This is a genomic window from Bacillus sp. RZ2MS9, assembly GCF_001816185.2.
Lineage (GTDB): Bacteria > Bacillota > Bacilli > Bacillales > Bacillaceae_G > Bacillus_A > Bacillus_A cereus.
This window is the reverse complement of sequence record NZ_CP049978.1, coordinates 3,793,873-3,810,315: the sequence shown is the minus strand read 5'-3', so window position 1 is coordinate 3,810,315 and position 16,443 is coordinate 3,793,873. Positions and strand designations below refer to the sequence as shown.

The window sequence follows — 16,443 nt, the reverse complement described above, 5'->3', positions numbered from 1 at the left end:
TTGTAAATGCACAAGCTCCCTTTTTCCAATCTATATGAAATTTTGGTATAATACGAGCAGTTTACATAACCGTGGAGGGGAAATGCATGAAAAAAGAGAAGAGTTCACTTTGGGAATGGATTAAAGCAATTTTGATTGCTGTTGTATTAGCTGGTGTTATTAGACAGTTTTTCTTTGCGCCAATTCTCGTAGACGGGGTATCGATGGCACCTACTTTACATGATCGTGATCGAATGATTGTGAATAAAATTGGTTATCACATTGGAGATCCAAAACGCTTTGATATTATCGTATTTCGAGCAACAGAAGATAAAGATTACATTAAGCGCATTATAGGCCTGCCAGGCGATGAAATAGAGTATCGTAATGATAAACTGTATATTAACGGAAAGGCTTATGAGGAGCCGTATTTAGACAAGCAGAAAAAGCAAATTGCTGACGGACCGCTTACATATGATTTTAATCTTGAAGAAATGACAGGCAAGAAAACCGTTCCAAAAGATCAATTATTTGTTTTAGGTGATAATCGTCGTTTTAGTAAAGATAGCCGTTCAATCGGTACGATTTCAATGGATCAAGTAATTGGTAAAGCTAATATGTTATATTGGCCGTTAGAAGACGCACGTATTGTGAAATAAATGAAAAAGAAGGTGGCAACATGGTAATTCAATGGTTTCCAGGGCATATGGCGAAGGCTAGACGCCAAGTAACGGAGAAATTAAAATTAATTGATGTTGTAATTGAACTTGTAGATGCTCGATTACCATTATCATCTCGAAACCCAATGATTGATGAAATCATTACACATAAGCCAAGGCTTGTTGTTTTAAATAAAGCGGATATGGCAGATGATCGTTTAACAAAACAATGGATCGCATATTTTAAAGAAAAAGGCCATATGGCAATTTCAATTAACGCGCAAGCTGGACAAGGTATGAAGGAAATTGCAGCAGCTTGTAAAGTGCTTGTTAAAGAAAAATTTGATAAAATGGTTGCAAAAGGTATTAGACCGAGAGCGATTCGTGCATTAATTGTAGGTATACCAAATGTTGGTAAATCTACATTGATTAATAAATTGGCAAAGAAAAATATTGCTAAAACAGGAGATCGTCCAGGTGTGACAACAGCTCAACAATGGATTAAAGTTGGGAAGGAAATGGAATTGTTAGATACACCAGGTATTCTGTGGCCTAAATTTGAAGATCAATTAGTGGGTCTTCGCTTAGCGACAACGGGTGCAATTAAAGATTCAATTTTAAATTTACAAGATGTAGCTGTTTACGCATTACGTTTTATGGAGAAACATTATCCAGAACGCTTGAAAGAACGCTATAATTTAAATGAGATTCCAGAAGATATTGTGGAATTATTCGATGCAATTGGAAAAAATAGAGGCTGCTTAATGGGCGGCGGAATGATTGATTATGATAAGACATCTGAGCTTGTGCTTCGTGAGCTTCGTGGTGGCAAACTTGGAAAAATGACGTTTGAAACACCGGAAGAGTTTGCAGAGCAAGTAGAAGATGTGGAAAAAATAGAAGAAGTATAAGACGTGCGTTTGTGCGTCTTTTCTTTTTGGATATGTTTAAAAAGGAGCTTGTATAAATGCAAACTATAACGATAAAAGAAGCAGAAAATGTATTGAAAGAAATTATGAATGAAGAAGATGATCGCTTTCAACTGTTAATGAAAGATGATCGAAAAGGTGTTCAAAAGCTCGTTTTGAAGTGGTATAAACAAAAAGAGTTAGAACAGAAAGAAAAAGAGAAGTTTTTTGAAATGTCCAAGTATGAAAATGCTTTGCGTGAAAAAGGGGTCACATATATCGCGGGTATTGATGAAGTAGGGCGCGGGCCATTGGCTGGGCCTGTTGTGACGGCAGCTGTCGTTCTTCCTGAGGATTTTTATATTCCAGGGTTAAATGATTCGAAAAAGTTGAGTGAAGCGAAACGTGAGCGTTTTTATGATGAAATAAAAGTACAAGCAATTGCAATTGGAGTAGGAATTGTATCGCCGCAAGTTATTGATGACATTAATATTTACCAAGCAACGAAACAAGCGATGTTAGATGCAGTTGCGAATTTATCTTGTACACCCCAACATTTATTAATTGATGCGATGAAACTTCCTACACCAATTCCGCAAACATCAATTATTAAAGGTGATGCGAAAAGTGTTTCGATTTCAGCCGCATCCATTATCGCAAAAGTAACGAGAGATCGTATGATGAAAGAACTGGGAGAGAAGTATCCTCAATATGGATTTGAGCAACATATGGGATATGGCACAAAGCAACATTTAGAGGCAATTCAAGTGCATGGAGTATTAGATGAACACCGAAAGTCATTCGCGCCAATTAAAGATATGATTCAAAAATAAGCTGTAAATATACAGCTTATTTTTTTATTTTGGCATATAAACATTACTATTTCCGAAAAAGAATAAAGCGATTTCAGTTTTCTGACACTTTATTGTAGACAGCGTGCCAATCATCTTATACAATGGCAATGTAATGTTTTTTAAACATTAAAAAACTTTTCGAGTAAAACAGGAAAACAGGGGAGGATGGGACCATGAATATCCATGAGTACCAAGGTAAGGCAGTCCTTAGAAGCTATGGGGTTAGCGTTCCGAACGGGAAGGTTGCATTTACAGTAGAAGAAGCTGTAGAAGCGGCGAAAGAATTAGGAACAGATGTATGTGTAGTGAAAGCACAAATTCACGCTGGTGGACGCGGCAAAGCTGGCGGAGTAAAAGTTGCAAAAAATTTAGATGAAGTTCGTACATATGCAGAAAGCATTTTAGGAACTACACTTGTGACACATCAAACAGGTCCTGAAGGTAAGGAAGTAAAACGCTTACTTATCGAAGAAGGTTGCGATATTAAAAAAGAATATTATGTAGGTCTAGTTTTAGATCGTGCAACTTCTCAAGTTGTTTTAATGGCGTCTGAAGAAGGCGGAACAGAAATTGAAGAAGTAGCAGAAAAAACACCTGAAAAAATCTTTAAAGAATATATTGATCCAGCAGTAGGCTTACAAGGTTTCCAAGCGCGCCGAATCGCATTTAACATCAATATTCCAAAAGAGCTTGTAGGACAAGCTGTGAAGTTTATGATGGGCTTATACCGTGCGTTTATCGAAAAAGATTGCTCTATCGCTGAGATTAACCCACTTGTTACAACAGGTGAAGGTAAAGTTATGGCATTAGATGCAAAATTAAACTTTGATTCTAATGCATTATATCGCCATAAAGACATTTTAGAGCTTCGTGATCTTGATGAAGAGGATTCAAAAGAAATTGAAGCTTCAAAATACGACTTAAACTACATTCCTTTAGATGGAAATATCGGTTGTATGGTTAATGGTGCAGGTTTAGCGATGGCTACAATGGATATCATTAAACATTACCACGGTGACCCAGCTAACTTCTTAGATGTTGGTGGCGGTGCAACTGCAGAAAAAGTTACAGAAGCATTCAAAATTATCCTTTCTGACAAAAATGTAAAAGGTATCTTTGTTAACATTTTTGGTGGCATTATGAAGTGTGATGTTATTGCAGAAGGTGTTATTGAAGCAACGAAACAAGTAGGTCTTGAGTTACCTTTAGTTGTACGTCTTGAAGGTACAAACGTAGAACTAGGTAAGAAAATTTTAAATGAGTCTGGCTTAAATATTGTTGCAGCAGAATCTATGGCAGACGGTGCACAAAAAATTGTTTCACTAGTGGGCTAATAGAAAGCGGGGGAGAAAAATGAGCGTATTAGTTAATAAAGATACAAAAGTTATTGTTCAAGGTATTACAGGTTCTCAAGGTTTATTCCATACAAAACAAATGATTGAATACGGTACGAAAATTGTCGGTGGTGTAACACCAGGTAAGGGCGGCACTGATATTGAAGGTGTACCAGTATTTGATACAGTAGAAGATGCAGTGAAAGCAACAGGCGCAAACGCTTCAGTTGTATACGTTCCACCCGCTTTTGCGGCAGATGCAATTATGGAAGCTGTTGATGCAGAAATTGATTTAGTAGTATGTATTACTGAAGGGATTCCTGTATTAGATATGGTAAACGTAAAGAGATATATGGCGGGTAAACATACACGTTTACTTGGACCAAACTGCCCAGGTGTAATCACACCGGATGAATGTAAGATTGGTATTATGCCAGGATATATTCATAAAAAAGGTCATGTTGGTATCGTATCTCGCTCTGGTACATTAACGTATGAAGCTGTACATCAGTTAACACAAGAAGGTATTGGCCAATCTACTGCTGTAGGTATCGGCGGAGACCCTGTTAACGGTACAGACTTTATTGATGCTTTAAAAGCATTTAATGAAGATGAAGAAACACATGCTGTAATTATGATTGGTGAAATCGGCGGTACAGCAGAAGAAGAGGCAGCTGAATGGGTAAAAGCTAATATGACAAAACCTGTTGTAGGCTTCATTGGTGGTCAAACAGCGCCTGCTGGCAAACGTATGGGCCATGCTGGTGCAATCATTTCTGGCGGTAAAGGAACTGCTGCTGAAAAGATTAAAACAATGGAAGCTTGTGGCATTAAAGTAGCTGAAACTCCAGCAGTTATGGGAGAAACGCTAATCTCTGTTTTAAAAGAAAAAGGTTTATTTGAGACTTGTAAAAACTATTAATCTGTTGAAAGACACCTTCTTACTTGAGGGTGTCTTTTTAGACTTTTTCTGTTTACATAATAAAAATTATGGGTAAGGAGAATCAAGATGAAAAGAGAGAGATTATTACATCTTCATTACTTGCTAGCAGATTATTGGAAAGCGATGGAGAGGCTACTATATGTCGATCCAGAATTAGAGAACATATATAATTTTAACGAAAAACAAATGGAACACTACACTGGAATATCCTCGAAAAAATCTTCAGAACTAGTAAAATTTCTTCAAAGTTCAAATCTTCCGCAATATATATCTTATTTAGAGAAAAATCGTATTTTTTATATAACGATATGGGATGAAAATTATCCGCAATTATTACGTGAAATACAAGACCCTCCCTTCGTTTTATATGGAAAAGGAGAGAAAGATTTCCTGAATAAAGTAAATAAATTAGCAGTTGTTGGAACGAGAGAACCATCATTATATGGTCATGAGAGTTTGAAGTTTATTTTACACCCTTTATTAGAAAGAGAGTGGCTTATTGTCAGTGGGTTTGCAAAAGGGATAGATACAATGTCTCATGAGATTACAGTAAGGCATCATTGCCCGACTATTGCGATATTAGGGCATGGATTGTCTTTTATGTATCCGAAAGAAAATAGACCTTTATATGAAATGTGGAAGGAATATATATTGTTATTGACAGAGTATCCGCCGCACTATGCACCGAAAAAATGGTATTTTCCAAAAAGAAACCGGATTATTAGTGGTATAAGTAAAGGTGTTTTAGTTGTAGAAGCGAAATCGAGAAGTGGAACACTTATTACTGCGGACCTTGCGTTAGAGCAAAGTAGAGAGGTATTTGCGCTTCCTGGACCTATATTTATAGAGGGGGCATCGGGAACGAATCATCTTATTCAGCAAGGAGCAAAACTAGTAAGAAATGCAGAAGATATCTTGGAAGAGATTTTAAATTAACCTTATATTTTTATGTTTTTATTAAACAATTATTGACAAATGGTAGATTGGCACTGTATGGTATATTCATTCTTGATTGACAAAAACAAGAGAAATCAATAAGATTAATGAAGACTTGAATCCACCTCTTAAGGAGGCACTAGCATGTCAGATTACCTCGTAATCGTGGAGTCGCCTTCTAAGGCGAAGACCATTGAGAAATATTTAGGGAAAAAATACAAAGTTGTCGCGTCTATGGGACATGTTCGCGATTTGCCAAAAAGTCAAATGGGGATAGAAGTAAAGAACAACTTCACCCCGAAGTATATTACCATTCGTGGTAAAGGTCCCGTCTTAAAAGATTTAAAATCAGCGGCCAAAAAAGCAAAGAAAGTCTATCTCGCGGCCGATCCAGACCGTGAAGGGGAAGCGATTGCTTGGCATTTAGCGAATACGTTAAATGTGGACGTTGAATCAGATTGTCGGGTTGTGTTTAATGAGATTACGAAAGATGCGATCAAAGAATCATTTAAACATCCTCGTGCAATTAATATGGATTTAGTGGATGCACAACAAGCAAGACGTATACTTGATCGTCTTGTTGGTTACAATATTAGTCCTTTATTATGGAAGAAAGTAAAAAAAGGATTAAGTGCAGGACGTGTACAATCTGTAGCAGTTCGTTTAATCATCGAGCGTGAAAGGGAAATTCAAAACTTTGAACCTGAAGAATTCTGGACAATTAAAACAGAATTTGTAAAAGGAAAAGACACATTTGAAGCAAGCTTTTACGGTGTAGATGGTGAAAAAGTTCAATTAACAAATGAAACGCAAGTGAATGAAATAATTGAACAGATGAAAGACAATGCGTTTTCAGTTGAAAATGTAACGCGCAAAGAGCGAAAACGTAACCCTGCATTACCGTTTACAACATCTTCCTTGCAACAAGAAGCAGCCCGTAAGTTAAACATGCGAGCAAAGAAAACAATGATGCTTGCACAGCAATTGTATGAAGGGATAGATCTTGGAAAACAAGGAACTGTAGGTCTTATTACGTATATGAGAACCGATTCAACACGTATCTCAGAAACAGCTCAAACAGAGGCTCGTACTTACATCACTGAAGCGTATGGTACGGAATACATAGGAACAGAAAAGAAGAAAGAAACGAAAAAGTCAAATGCACAAGATGCGCATGAGGCAATTCGTCCTACTTCGGTAATGAGAAAGCCAGAGGAACTAAAAAGTTTCTTAGGTCGTGATCAACTTCGATTATATAAATTGATTTGGGAGCGATTTGTTGCAAGTCAAATGGCGTCTGCTATAATGGATACTGTGACAGCGAGACTCATTAATAACAATGTTCAGTTCCGTGCAAGTGGATCGGTTGTAAAGTTCCCGGGATTTATGAAAGTGTATGTAGAGTCAAAAGATGATGGTGCTGAAGAAAAGGATAAGATGTTGCCGCCTTTAGAAGTAGGGGAAACTGTATTTTCAAAGGATTTAGAACCAAAGCAACATTTTACACAACCTCCTCCGCGCTATACAGAGGCTCGCCTAGTAAGAACACTTGAAGAACTTGGAATTGGAAGACCGTCGACATATGTACCTACACTTGAAACGATTCAAAAGCGTGGGTATGTAGGCTTGGATAATAAACGCTTCGTTCCGACTGAACTTGGTGAAATAGTAATTGAACTTATTTTAGAGTTTTTCCCAGAAATTATTAACATTGAATTTACTGCCAATATGGAGCAAAGCCTTGATGAAGTAGAAGAAGGAAATGCGAATTGGGTAAAAATTGTTGATGATTTCTACGTAGGTTTTGAACCGCGTTTAGAAAAAGCGGAAAAAGAAATGCGTGAAGTGGAAATTAAAGATGAACCAGCTGGGGAAGATTGTGAATTATGTAATCACCCAATGGTCTTTAAAATGGGTAAATACGGGAAATTTATGGCTTGCTCGAATTTCCCAGATTGTCGTAATACAAAGCCGATTGTGAAAGAAATCGGTGTTACTTGTCCAAAGTGTGATAAGGGTCAAATTATTGAACGCCGTAGTAATAAAAAGAAACGCCTTTTCTATGGGTGCGGTACGTATCCGGAATGCGACTTTGTATCTTGGGATAAGCCAATTGGTCGTAAGTGTCCGAAGTGCGAAGGCATGCTTGTAGAGAAAAAGTTGAAAAAAGGCGTGCAAGTACAATGTATTTCGTGCGATTATGAAGAAGAACAACAAATGTGAGCGTAACTGCTCACATTTTTTTCGGGAAGAAAAGGAAAGGTGATATAAATGACAACACAAGTAGTAAACGTCATTGGCGCAGGTCTTGCAGGAAGTGAAGCAGCTTACCAAATTGCAAAACGTGGTGTCCAAGTTAGATTATATGAAATGAGACCGGTAAGGCAAACGCCAGCTCATCACACAGATAAATTCGCTGAATTAGTATGTAGTAACTCACTTCGTGCAAACACTTTAACAAATGCAGTTGGCGTTATTAAAGAGGAAATGCGCTTAATGGATTCTGTAATTATTCGTGCGGCGGATGAGTGCTCTGTACCAGCTGGAGGCGCTTTAGCTGTAGACCGTCATGAGTTCGCAGCTAAAGTAACAGAATACGTAAAGAACCATCCAAATGTAACTGTAATGAATGAAGAAATTACAGATATTCCAGAGGGACCGACAATTATTGCTACAGGTCCATTAACATCTCCTGATCTTTCTGCAAAATTGAAAGAATTAACAGGAGAAGATTATTTCTACTTCTATGATGCTGCAGCCCCAATCGTAGAAAAAGACAGCATTGACATGAATAAAGTATATTTAAAATCGCGTTATGACAAAGGTGAAGCTGCATATTTAAATTGCCCAATGACAGAAGAAGAGTTTGATCGTTTTTATGAGGCTCTAATTGCTGCTGAGACAGTGCCTTTAAAAGAGTTTGAAAAAGAAATTTTCTTTGAAGGTTGTATGCCAGTAGAGGTTATGGCAAGTAGAGGGAGACAGACGTTAGTATTTGGACCTATGAAACCTGTTGGATTGGAAGATCCAAAAACAGGGAAAACGCCATATGCTGTTGTTCAGTTACGTCAAGATGATGCAGCGGGAACTTTATACAATATCGTAGGTTTCCAAACACATTTAAAGTGGGGACCGCAAAAAGAAGTGCTACAGTTAATTCCAGGATTGGAAAATGCAGAGATTGTACGTTATGGTGTAATGCATCGTAATACGTTTATTAATTCACCTAATTTGCTTCGTCCAACATATCAATATAAACAACGGGATGATTTATTCTTCGCTGGTCAAATGACTGGAGTAGAGGGATATGTTGAATCAGCAGCATCAGGATTATTAGCAGGAATTAATGCTGCGCGTCTTGTGCAAGGTGAAGAGCCAGTTGTATTACCGCCAGTAACTGCGATGGGTAGCATGGCAAATTACATTACGGCAACGAATGCTAAAAACTTCCAACCGATGAATGCGAACTTCGGTCTATTTGCACCGTTAGAGAAGAAGATTAAAAAGAAAGCAGAACGAAATGAAGCGTACGCAGCACGCGCTTTAGAAACGATTCGAAATTTTGTAAATATTTAGTTAAATTTCTTGCAAAGGCTACTAAGTTGTGATACGATTTAGTAGCCTTTATTGAGGTGAGTTGTGTGAATGTGAAGAAATTGTTACAATTATTCGTTGGATATTTACAAATTGAAAGAAATTATTCAAAATATACAATTGCAAGTTATCAAAATGATTTAGAACATTTTGTGCAATTTATGGAACGAGAAGGCATATCCTCTTTTTTAGACGTTACATACGCGGATGTTCGTTTGTACTTAACGACGTTGCACGATGAGAAGTTAGCCCGTAAATCTGTCGCAAGAAAAGTATCAAGCTTACGAAGTTTATATCGTTTTTTGATGCGTGAAGGTTATCGAAAGGATAATCCGTTTGCACTTGCGTCACTCCCCAAAAAAGAATTGTCAATCCCAAAGTTTTTATATGCTGAAGAGTTAGAGGAATTATTTGAAGTTTCTGACACGGAAACACCATTAGGTCAAAGGAATCAAGCTTTGTTAGAGTTGATGTATGCGACTGGGATCCGTGTGAGTGAATGTGTCAATTTACAACTTACCGATATTGACTTTGCGGTGGGAACAATTTTAGTAATGGGAAAAGGAAAAAAACAAAGGTATATTCCGTTCGGAAGCTATGCGCAAGATTCTTTAATTACTTATATAGAGAATGGGAGAAAACAGTTAGTTAATAAGACTGACGAAGACTCTCATATGGTATTTTTAAATGCGAAAGGTAAACCGCTAACAAGTCGTGGAGTTCGTTATGTTTTAAATGAACTCATTAAAAAGGCTTCGCTGACAATGCGGATAAGTCCCCATATGTTAAGGCATACATTTGCTACACATATGCTAGATGAAGGGGCGGATTTACGTACTGTACAGGAGTTATTAGGCCATGAAAATTTGTCGACGACACAAATTTATACGCATGTCTCTAAAGAAAGATTGCGTTCTGTTTACATGAAGCATCACCCGCGGGCATAAATTGCTTTAAAAGCTATAAAAACAAATAAAGGAGTTTTTTCTATGGGAAATTTCCACGCTACAACGATATTTGCAGTTCATCATAATGGAGAATGTGCAATGGCTGGAGATGGCCAAGTGACAATGGGAAATGCTGTTGTAATGAAACATACAGCTCGTAAAGTTCGTAAACTTTTCCAAGGTAAAGTTTTAGCTGGTTTCGCAGGATCAGTTGCTGACGCATTTACTCTTTTTGAAATGTTTGAAGGGAAATTAGAAGAGTATAATGGCAACTTGCAGCGTGCTGCTGTTGAAATGGCCAAACAATGGCGTGGCGATAAAATGTTACGTCAGCTAGAAGCAATGCTCATTGTCATGGATAAAACAACTATGCTCCTTGTTTCAGGTACAGGAGAAGTGATTGAACCGGATGATGGTATTTTAGCAATTGGATCTGGTGGGCATTATGCACTTTCTGCAGGTCGTGCTTTAAAGCAATATGCAAGTGAACACTTAACAGCGAAGCAAATTGCGAAAGCGAGTTTAGAGATTGCTGGCGATATTTGTGTTTATACGAATCACAACATAATTGTTGAAGAATTGTAGAATCGTAAGGGAGGCATTTTATATGCATTTACATTTTACTCCGCGCCAAATTGTGGAAAAATTAGATCAATACATCATCGGTCAAAAAGACGCAAAGAAAGCGGTTGCTGTAGCGTTGAGAAATCGATATCGTCGCAGTAAATTAGCTGAAAATTTACGTGACGAAATTGCACCTAAAAATATCTTAATGATTGGACCGACAGGTGTTGGGAAAACAGAGGTAGCACGACGAATGGCGAAACTCGTTGGAGCACCTTTTATTAAGGTTGAGGCTACAAAATTCACAGAAGTTGGATATGTGGGTAGAGATGTAGAGTCAATGGTACGTGACCTGGTGGAAACATCGGTTCGTATCGTAAAAGAAGAAATGGTAGTGAAAGTTCAAGATAAAGCCGAAGAGCAAGCGAATCAACGTCTTGTTGAAATTTTAGTACCGAGTCCAGAGAAACAATCTGGATTCAAAAATCCATTAGAGATGCTTTTTGGAGGTACTCAAAATTCGAATCAAACGTCTGATACACAAGAAGATGTTGAAATCGAAAAGAAGCGTCAAGATGTGGAGAGAAAGCTTGCTGCAGGGCTTCTTGAAGACGAAATTGTATCGATTGAAGTGACTGAACAACAGTCTTCCATGTTTGATATGTTACAAGGAACTGGCATGGAGCAAATGGGAATGAATTTCCAAGATGCGCTAGGAAGTTTTATGCCGAAAAAAACGAAAAAACGTAAACTTTCTGTAAAAGAAGCAAGAAAACTCTTGACAAATGAAGAGGCACAGCGCTTAATTGATATGGATGAAGTTACACAAGAGGCTGTTTATCGTGCTGAACAGCTCGGGATTATTTTTATCGATGAAATTGACAAAATTGCTGGTAAGCAGTCGAATAGCGTAGATGTATCACGTGAAGGTGTGCAACGTGACATTTTGCCGATTGTAGAAGGGTCGAATGTTGCGACAAAATACGGATCAGTAAAAACGGATTATATTTTATTCGTTGCAGCTGGAGCGTTCCATATGTCTAAACCGTCGGATTTAATTCCGGAATTGCAAGGGAGATTTCCGATTCGAGTAGAATTAACAAAATTATCGACAGACGATTTTGTTAAAATACTAATCGAGCCTGACAATGCGTTAATTAAACAATATATGGCATTATTAGCGACTGAAGGTATAGAAATTGAATTTTCAGACGAAGCTATTCGTAAGATTGCTGAGATTGCTTATCAAGTTAATCAGGATACAGATAATATTGGAGCAAGAAGACTTCATACGATTATGGAGAAGCTCCTTGAAGATTTATCGTTTGAAGCATCTGAAATTACGTTAGAGAAAATAACGATAACACCTCAATACGTTGAGGAGAAATTAGCAACAATTGCTAAAAATAAAGATGTGAGCCAGTTTATTTTGTAATAGTGTCATCAGGTGACTCGCCCTAGTTTCCAAGTGATGAAAAAATATGTGAGTAACATGTAGGAGGAACTTTTGAAATGGAATTATTAGCAAAAACGAGAAAATTAAATGCGTTATTACAGAGCGCAGCAGGGAAGCCTGTAAACTTTAGAGAAATGTCTGACACAATGTGTGAAGTAATCGAAGCAAACGTATTCGTAGTTAGCCGTCGTGGTAAATTACTAGGTTATGCAATTCACCAACAAATCGAAAACGAACGCATGAAGCAAATGCTTGCAGAACGTCAATTCCCAGAAGAATATACACAAAGCTTATTCAACATTACAGAAACATCTTCAAACTTAGATGTGAACAGTGCTTACACAGCATTCCCAGTAGAAAACAGAGAATTATTTGGTCAAGGTTTAACTACAATCGTACCAATCGTTGGTGGCGGTGAGCGTCTAGGTACATTAGTATTAGCTCGTCTTGGTCAAGAGTTCTTAGATGATGATTTAATCCTTGCTGAGTACAGCTCAACTGTTGTAGGTATGGAAATCTTACGTGAAAAAGCAGAAGAAATCGAAGAGGAAGCACGTAGTAAAGCTGTTGTTCAAATGGCGATCAGCTCATTATCTTACAGTGAGTTAGAAGCAATTGAGCACATTTTCGAAGAATTAAATGGAACAGAAGGTTTACTTGTTGCAAGTAAAATTGCTGATCGCGTAGGAATTACTCGTTCTGTAATCGTAAATGCACTACGTAAATTAGAAAGTGCTGGTGTTATTGAGTCTCGTTCTTTAGGTATGAAAGGAACATACATTAAAGTGCTAAACGACAAGTTTCTACAGGAACTTGCTAAATTAAAAACAAACTAATTTATAAAAAACTCTCCTCGATTGAGGAGAGTTTTTTTGTGCAATGGATAGATGGTGCTTGTGAAAAGTGTCATAAGCGTGTTTTCTGGGAAAACTATTAATTGTATTTATTTTTTTTGCTTAAAAGAAATGAAGGTTGGTAATACTAGAATTCGAGTATGAACAAAGAAAGTTTTACATTGTTCGCATTTTCGACTTGATTGTAATATTTCAGTATGATATAGTAAGCAGTGGTGTCAGTACAAAGTACACACGTTTACTGATTTAAGTGTTGGTGCTACGTTTGTAGTTTCGCTTAGAGATGAAGTAAACGGAGGATATCAAAAACCATTTAGGAGGAACTATATTATGTCAGTAATTTCTATGAAGCAATTGCTTGAAGCTGGTGTTCATTTCGGACATCAAACTCGTCGTTGGAACCCAAAAATGAAGCGTTACATTTTCACAGAGCGTAACGGTATCTACATCATCGACTTACAAAAAACTGTGAAAAAAGTTGAGGAAGCTTACAGAACGATGCGCGACATCGCTGCTGAAGGCGGAGACATCTTATTCGTAGGTACTAAAAAACAAGCACAAGAAGCTATTAAAGAAGAAGCAACTCGTGCTGGTATGTACTTCGTTAACCAACGTTGGTTAGGCGGAACTTTAACAAACTTCCAAACAATCCAAAAGCGTATCAAGCGTCTTAAAGACATCGAAAGAATGCAAGAAGATGGTACTTTCGAAGTACTTCCTAAGAAAGAAGTTGTTCAACTTAAAAAAGAGTTAGAGCGTCTTGAGAAATTCTTAGGCGGTATTAAAGATATGAAAGGTCTTCCAAGTGCATTATTCGTAGTAGACCCTCGTAAAGAGCGTATTGCAGTTGCTGAAGCACGCAAATTACACATTCCAATCATCGGTATCGTTGATACAAACTGTGATCCAGACGAAATCGATCACGTTATCCCAGCAAACGATGATGCAATTCGTGCTGTAAAACTTCTTACATCTAAAATGGCAGACGCGATCCTTGAAGCAAAACAAGGTGAAGAAACTGTTACTGCGTAACAAAGTTGGAAAGGTGATAAGGGGTTCGGCCTTTTATCACCTTTTTTAAGGTATAAACACCTTTATAAAAGGTATAAATACATATTTTAGGAGGATGAAAAGTATGGCAATCACTGCTCAAATGGTAAAAGAATTACGTGAAAAAACTGGCGCAGGTATGATGGACTGCAAAAAAGCTTTAACAGAAACTAACGGCGACATGGAGAAGGCAATTGACTTCTTACGTGAAAAAGGTATTGCGAAAGCTGCTAAAAAAGCTGACCGCATTGCTGCTGAAGGTTTAACTTTCATCGAAACAAACGGTAACGACGCTTTAATCTTAGAATTAAACTCTGAAACTGATTTCGTTGCGAAAAACGAAGGTTTCCAAACACTAATTAAAGAATTAGCTGCTCACTTATTAACTAACAAACCAGCTAACGTTGAAGAAGCTATGGCTCAAACAATGGAAAACGGTAAAAAAGTTGAAGAGCACATCAACGAAGCAATCGCTAAAATTGGTGAAAAACTTACACTTCGTCGTTTCGAAATCGTATCAAAAACTGATGCAGATGCATTCGGCGCTTACCTACACATGGGTGGACGCATTGGTGTATTAACAGTTCTTGAAGGTTCTACTGATGAAGCTGCTGCTAAAGATGTTGCAATGCACATCGCTGCAGTTAACCCTAAATACATCGACCGCGATGCTGTAACAGCTGAAGAAGTTGAGCATGAGCGTCAAGTATTAACACAACAAGCATTAAACGAAGGCAAGCCTGAGAAAATCGTTGCAAAAATGGTTGAAGGCCGTTTAGGCAAATTCTTCGAAGAGATTTGCTTACTTGACCAAGCATTCGTTAAAAACCCTGATATGAAAGTTCGTCAGTTCGTTGAGTCTAAAGGCGGAACATTAAAAGGATTCGTTCGCTACGCTGTTGGTGAAGGTATCGAAAAACGCGAAGACAACTTTGCTGAAGAAGTAATGAACCAAGTAAAAGGTAGCAACTAATACAGATTAGGGAACACATTGTGTTCCCTTTTTTAAAATAAAGATGTAAGCAATTGGAGGTTCATTATGAGTAAACCGAAATATAATCGTGTCGTTTTAAAGCTAAGTGGAGAAGCTTTAGCTGGAGAGCAAGGATTTGGAATTAACCCAACTGTTATTAAGTCAGTTGCGGAACAAGTAAAAGAAATTGCAGAACTTGATGTAGAGGTTGCTGTTGTTGTTGGTGGCGGTAACATTTGGCGTGGGAAAATTGGAAGTGAAATGGGCATGGATCGTGCAGGGGCAGATTACATGGGCATGTTAGCGACAGTTATGAATTCATTAGCTCTTCAAGATAGCTTGGAGAATATCGGAATTCAAACTCGTGTACAAACTTCAATTGAGATGCGTCAAGTTGCAGAACCTTACATTCGTCGTAAAGCAGTTCGTCACTTAGAGAAAAAACGTGTTGTTATCTTTGCAGCAGGTACAGGTAACCCATACTTCTCTACAGATACAACAGCAGCATTACGTGCGGCAGAAATTGAAGCAGATGTAATTTTAATGGCGAAAAACAATGTAGATGGTGTATATAATGCGGATCCATCTATTGATCCAACAGCTACGAAATATGAAACGCTTACTTACTTAGACGTATTAAAAGAAGGTTTAGGTGTAATGGATTCTACAGCTTCTTCTCTATGTATGGATAATGATATTCCATTAATTGTATTCTCAGTTATGGAAAAAGGTAATATTAAACGTGCCGTTTTAGGCGAAAATATCGGAACAGTGGTAAGGGGGAAATAAATATGGGACAACAGGTATTGAAGTCTTCAAATGAAAAAATGGAAAAAGCAGTTGCTGCTTATTCTCGTGAATTAGCAACAGTTCGTGCTGGCCGTGCAAACGCGTCTGTATTAGATAAGGTACAAGTTGATTACTATGGTGCACCAACACCAGTTGTGCAATTAGCGAACATTACAGTTCCAGAAGCGCGTTTACTAGTAATTCAACCTTATGATAAAACTTCTATCGGTGATATTGAAAAAGCAATTTTAAAAGCAGATTTAGGCTTAAATCCTTCTAATGATGGAACTGTAATTCGTATTGCATTTCCTGCATTAACAGAAGAACGTCGTCGTGATCTTGTAAAAGTTGTGAAAAAATATGCTGAAGAAGCTAAAGTTGCTGTTCGTAACGTACGTCGTGACGGAAATGATGATCTTAAGAAGCTTGAAAAAGCTGGCGAGATTACAGAAGATGATTTAAGAGGATATACTGAAGATATCCAAAAAGAAACAGATAAATATATTGCAAAAGTTGACGAAATCGCAAAAAACAAAGAAAAAGAAATCATGGAAGTGTAATAGCGATAACTTCGCAATTATGACCCTCTTCTTAAGGGGGTCT

General features: G+C 37.6%; 16 protein-coding genes. All 16 read left to right on the top strand.

Annotated elements, in window-relative coordinates; all coding sequences use genetic code 11:
* Positions 1-86: 86 nt before the first annotated feature.
* The 16 genes from lepB to frr all read left to right on the top strand — a co-directional run bounded on the left by lepB (position 87) and on the right by frr (position 16,400).
* A complete protein-coding gene (gene lepB / locus BHV55_RS19235) occupies positions 87-638 on the top strand; it encodes a signal peptidase I (protein WP_000711851.1) in 552 nt (183 codons plus the stop codon).
* A 20-nt stretch (positions 639-658) separates the two neighbouring features.
* Complete coding sequence (gene ylqF, locus BHV55_RS19230; protein WP_000236702.1) at positions 659-1,549, top strand: ribosome biogenesis GTPase YlqF; 891 nt, start codon at positions 659-661, stop codon at positions 1,547-1,549.
* A 56-nt stretch (positions 1,550-1,605) separates the two neighbouring features.
* Positions 1,606-2,379 carry a ribonuclease HII gene (locus BHV55_RS19225; protein WP_001193513.1) on the top strand — a complete coding sequence of 258 codons (774 nt, stop codon included), beginning with the start codon at positions 1,606-1,608 and terminating at the stop codon, positions 2,377-2,379.
* 194 nt (positions 2,380-2,573) lie between these two features.
* Positions 2,574-3,734 (top strand): ADP-forming succinate--CoA ligase subunit beta, encoded by a 1,161-nt coding sequence (sucC, locus tag BHV55_RS19220; protein WP_001020791.1) that lies wholly within the window; start codon positions 2,574-2,576, stop codon positions 3,732-3,734.
* 19 nt (positions 3,735-3,753) lie between these two features.
* The gene (sucD, locus tag BHV55_RS19215; protein WP_000115178.1) at positions 3,754-4,656 is read left to right on the top strand and encodes a succinate--CoA ligase subunit alpha; all 903 of its coding nucleotides are present in this window, start codon (positions 3,754-3,756) and stop codon (positions 4,654-4,656) included.
* Positions 4,657-4,743: 87 nt separating this feature from the next.
* A complete protein-coding gene (gene dprA / locus BHV55_RS19210) occupies positions 4,744-5,613 on the top strand; it encodes a DNA-processing protein DprA (RefSeq protein WP_000818039.1) in 870 nt (289 codons plus the stop codon).
* Between the two features lie 144 nt (positions 5,614-5,757).
* Positions 5,758-7,836, top strand: coding sequence for a type I DNA topoisomerase (topA, locus tag BHV55_RS19205; protein WP_001286963.1), 2,079 nt, complete (start codon positions 5,758-5,760; stop codon positions 7,834-7,836).
* A gap of 48 nt (positions 7,837-7,884) precedes the next feature.
* Positions 7,885-9,189, top strand: a complete 1,305-nt coding sequence (gene trmFO / locus BHV55_RS19200; RefSeq protein ID WP_000213002.1) for an FADH(2)-oxidizing methylenetetrahydrofolate--tRNA-(uracil(54)-C(5))-methyltransferase TrmFO — start codon at positions 7,885-7,887, stop codon at positions 9,187-9,189.
* A gap of 65 nt (positions 9,190-9,254) precedes the next feature.
* Positions 9,255-10,154 (top strand): tyrosine recombinase XerC, encoded by a 900-nt coding sequence (xerC, locus tag BHV55_RS19195; RefSeq protein ID WP_001101241.1) that lies wholly within the window; start codon positions 9,255-9,257, stop codon positions 10,152-10,154.
* Between the two features lie 42 nt (positions 10,155-10,196).
* Positions 10,197-10,739: an ATP-dependent protease proteolytic subunit HslV gene (hslV, locus tag BHV55_RS19190; RefSeq protein ID WP_048567505.1), complete on the top strand. Its 543-nt coding sequence runs from the start codon at positions 10,197-10,199 to the stop codon at positions 10,737-10,739.
* A gap of 22 nt (positions 10,740-10,761) precedes the next feature.
* Positions 10,762-12,153, top strand: coding sequence for an ATP-dependent protease ATPase subunit HslU (hslU, locus tag BHV55_RS19185; RefSeq protein ID WP_000550087.1), 1,392 nt, complete (start codon positions 10,762-10,764; stop codon positions 12,151-12,153).
* Positions 12,154-12,230: 77 nt separating this feature from the next.
* Entirely contained in the window at positions 12,231-13,010 is a 780-nt protein-coding gene (gene codY, locus BHV55_RS19180; RefSeq protein ID WP_000421290.1) for a GTP-sensing pleiotropic transcriptional regulator CodY, read from the top strand.
* A gap of 348 nt (positions 13,011-13,358) precedes the next feature.
* Entirely contained in the window at positions 13,359-14,060 is a 702-nt protein-coding gene (gene rpsB, locus BHV55_RS19175) for a 30S ribosomal protein S2 (protein WP_000111485.1), read from the top strand.
* 103 nt (positions 14,061-14,163) lie between these two features.
* Positions 14,164-15,051, top strand: a complete 888-nt coding sequence (tsf, locus tag BHV55_RS19170) for a translation elongation factor Ts (protein WP_001018578.1) — start codon at positions 14,164-14,166, stop codon at positions 15,049-15,051.
* Positions 15,052-15,117: 66 nt separating this feature from the next.
* A complete protein-coding gene (pyrH, locus tag BHV55_RS19165; protein WP_000042668.1) occupies positions 15,118-15,840 on the top strand; it encodes a UMP kinase in 723 nt (240 codons plus the stop codon).
* Between the two features lie 2 nt (positions 15,841-15,842).
* A complete protein-coding gene (gene frr, locus BHV55_RS19160; protein ID WP_000531501.1) occupies positions 15,843-16,400 on the top strand; it encodes a ribosome recycling factor in 558 nt (185 codons plus the stop codon).
* Positions 16,401-16,443 lie beyond the last annotated feature (43 nt).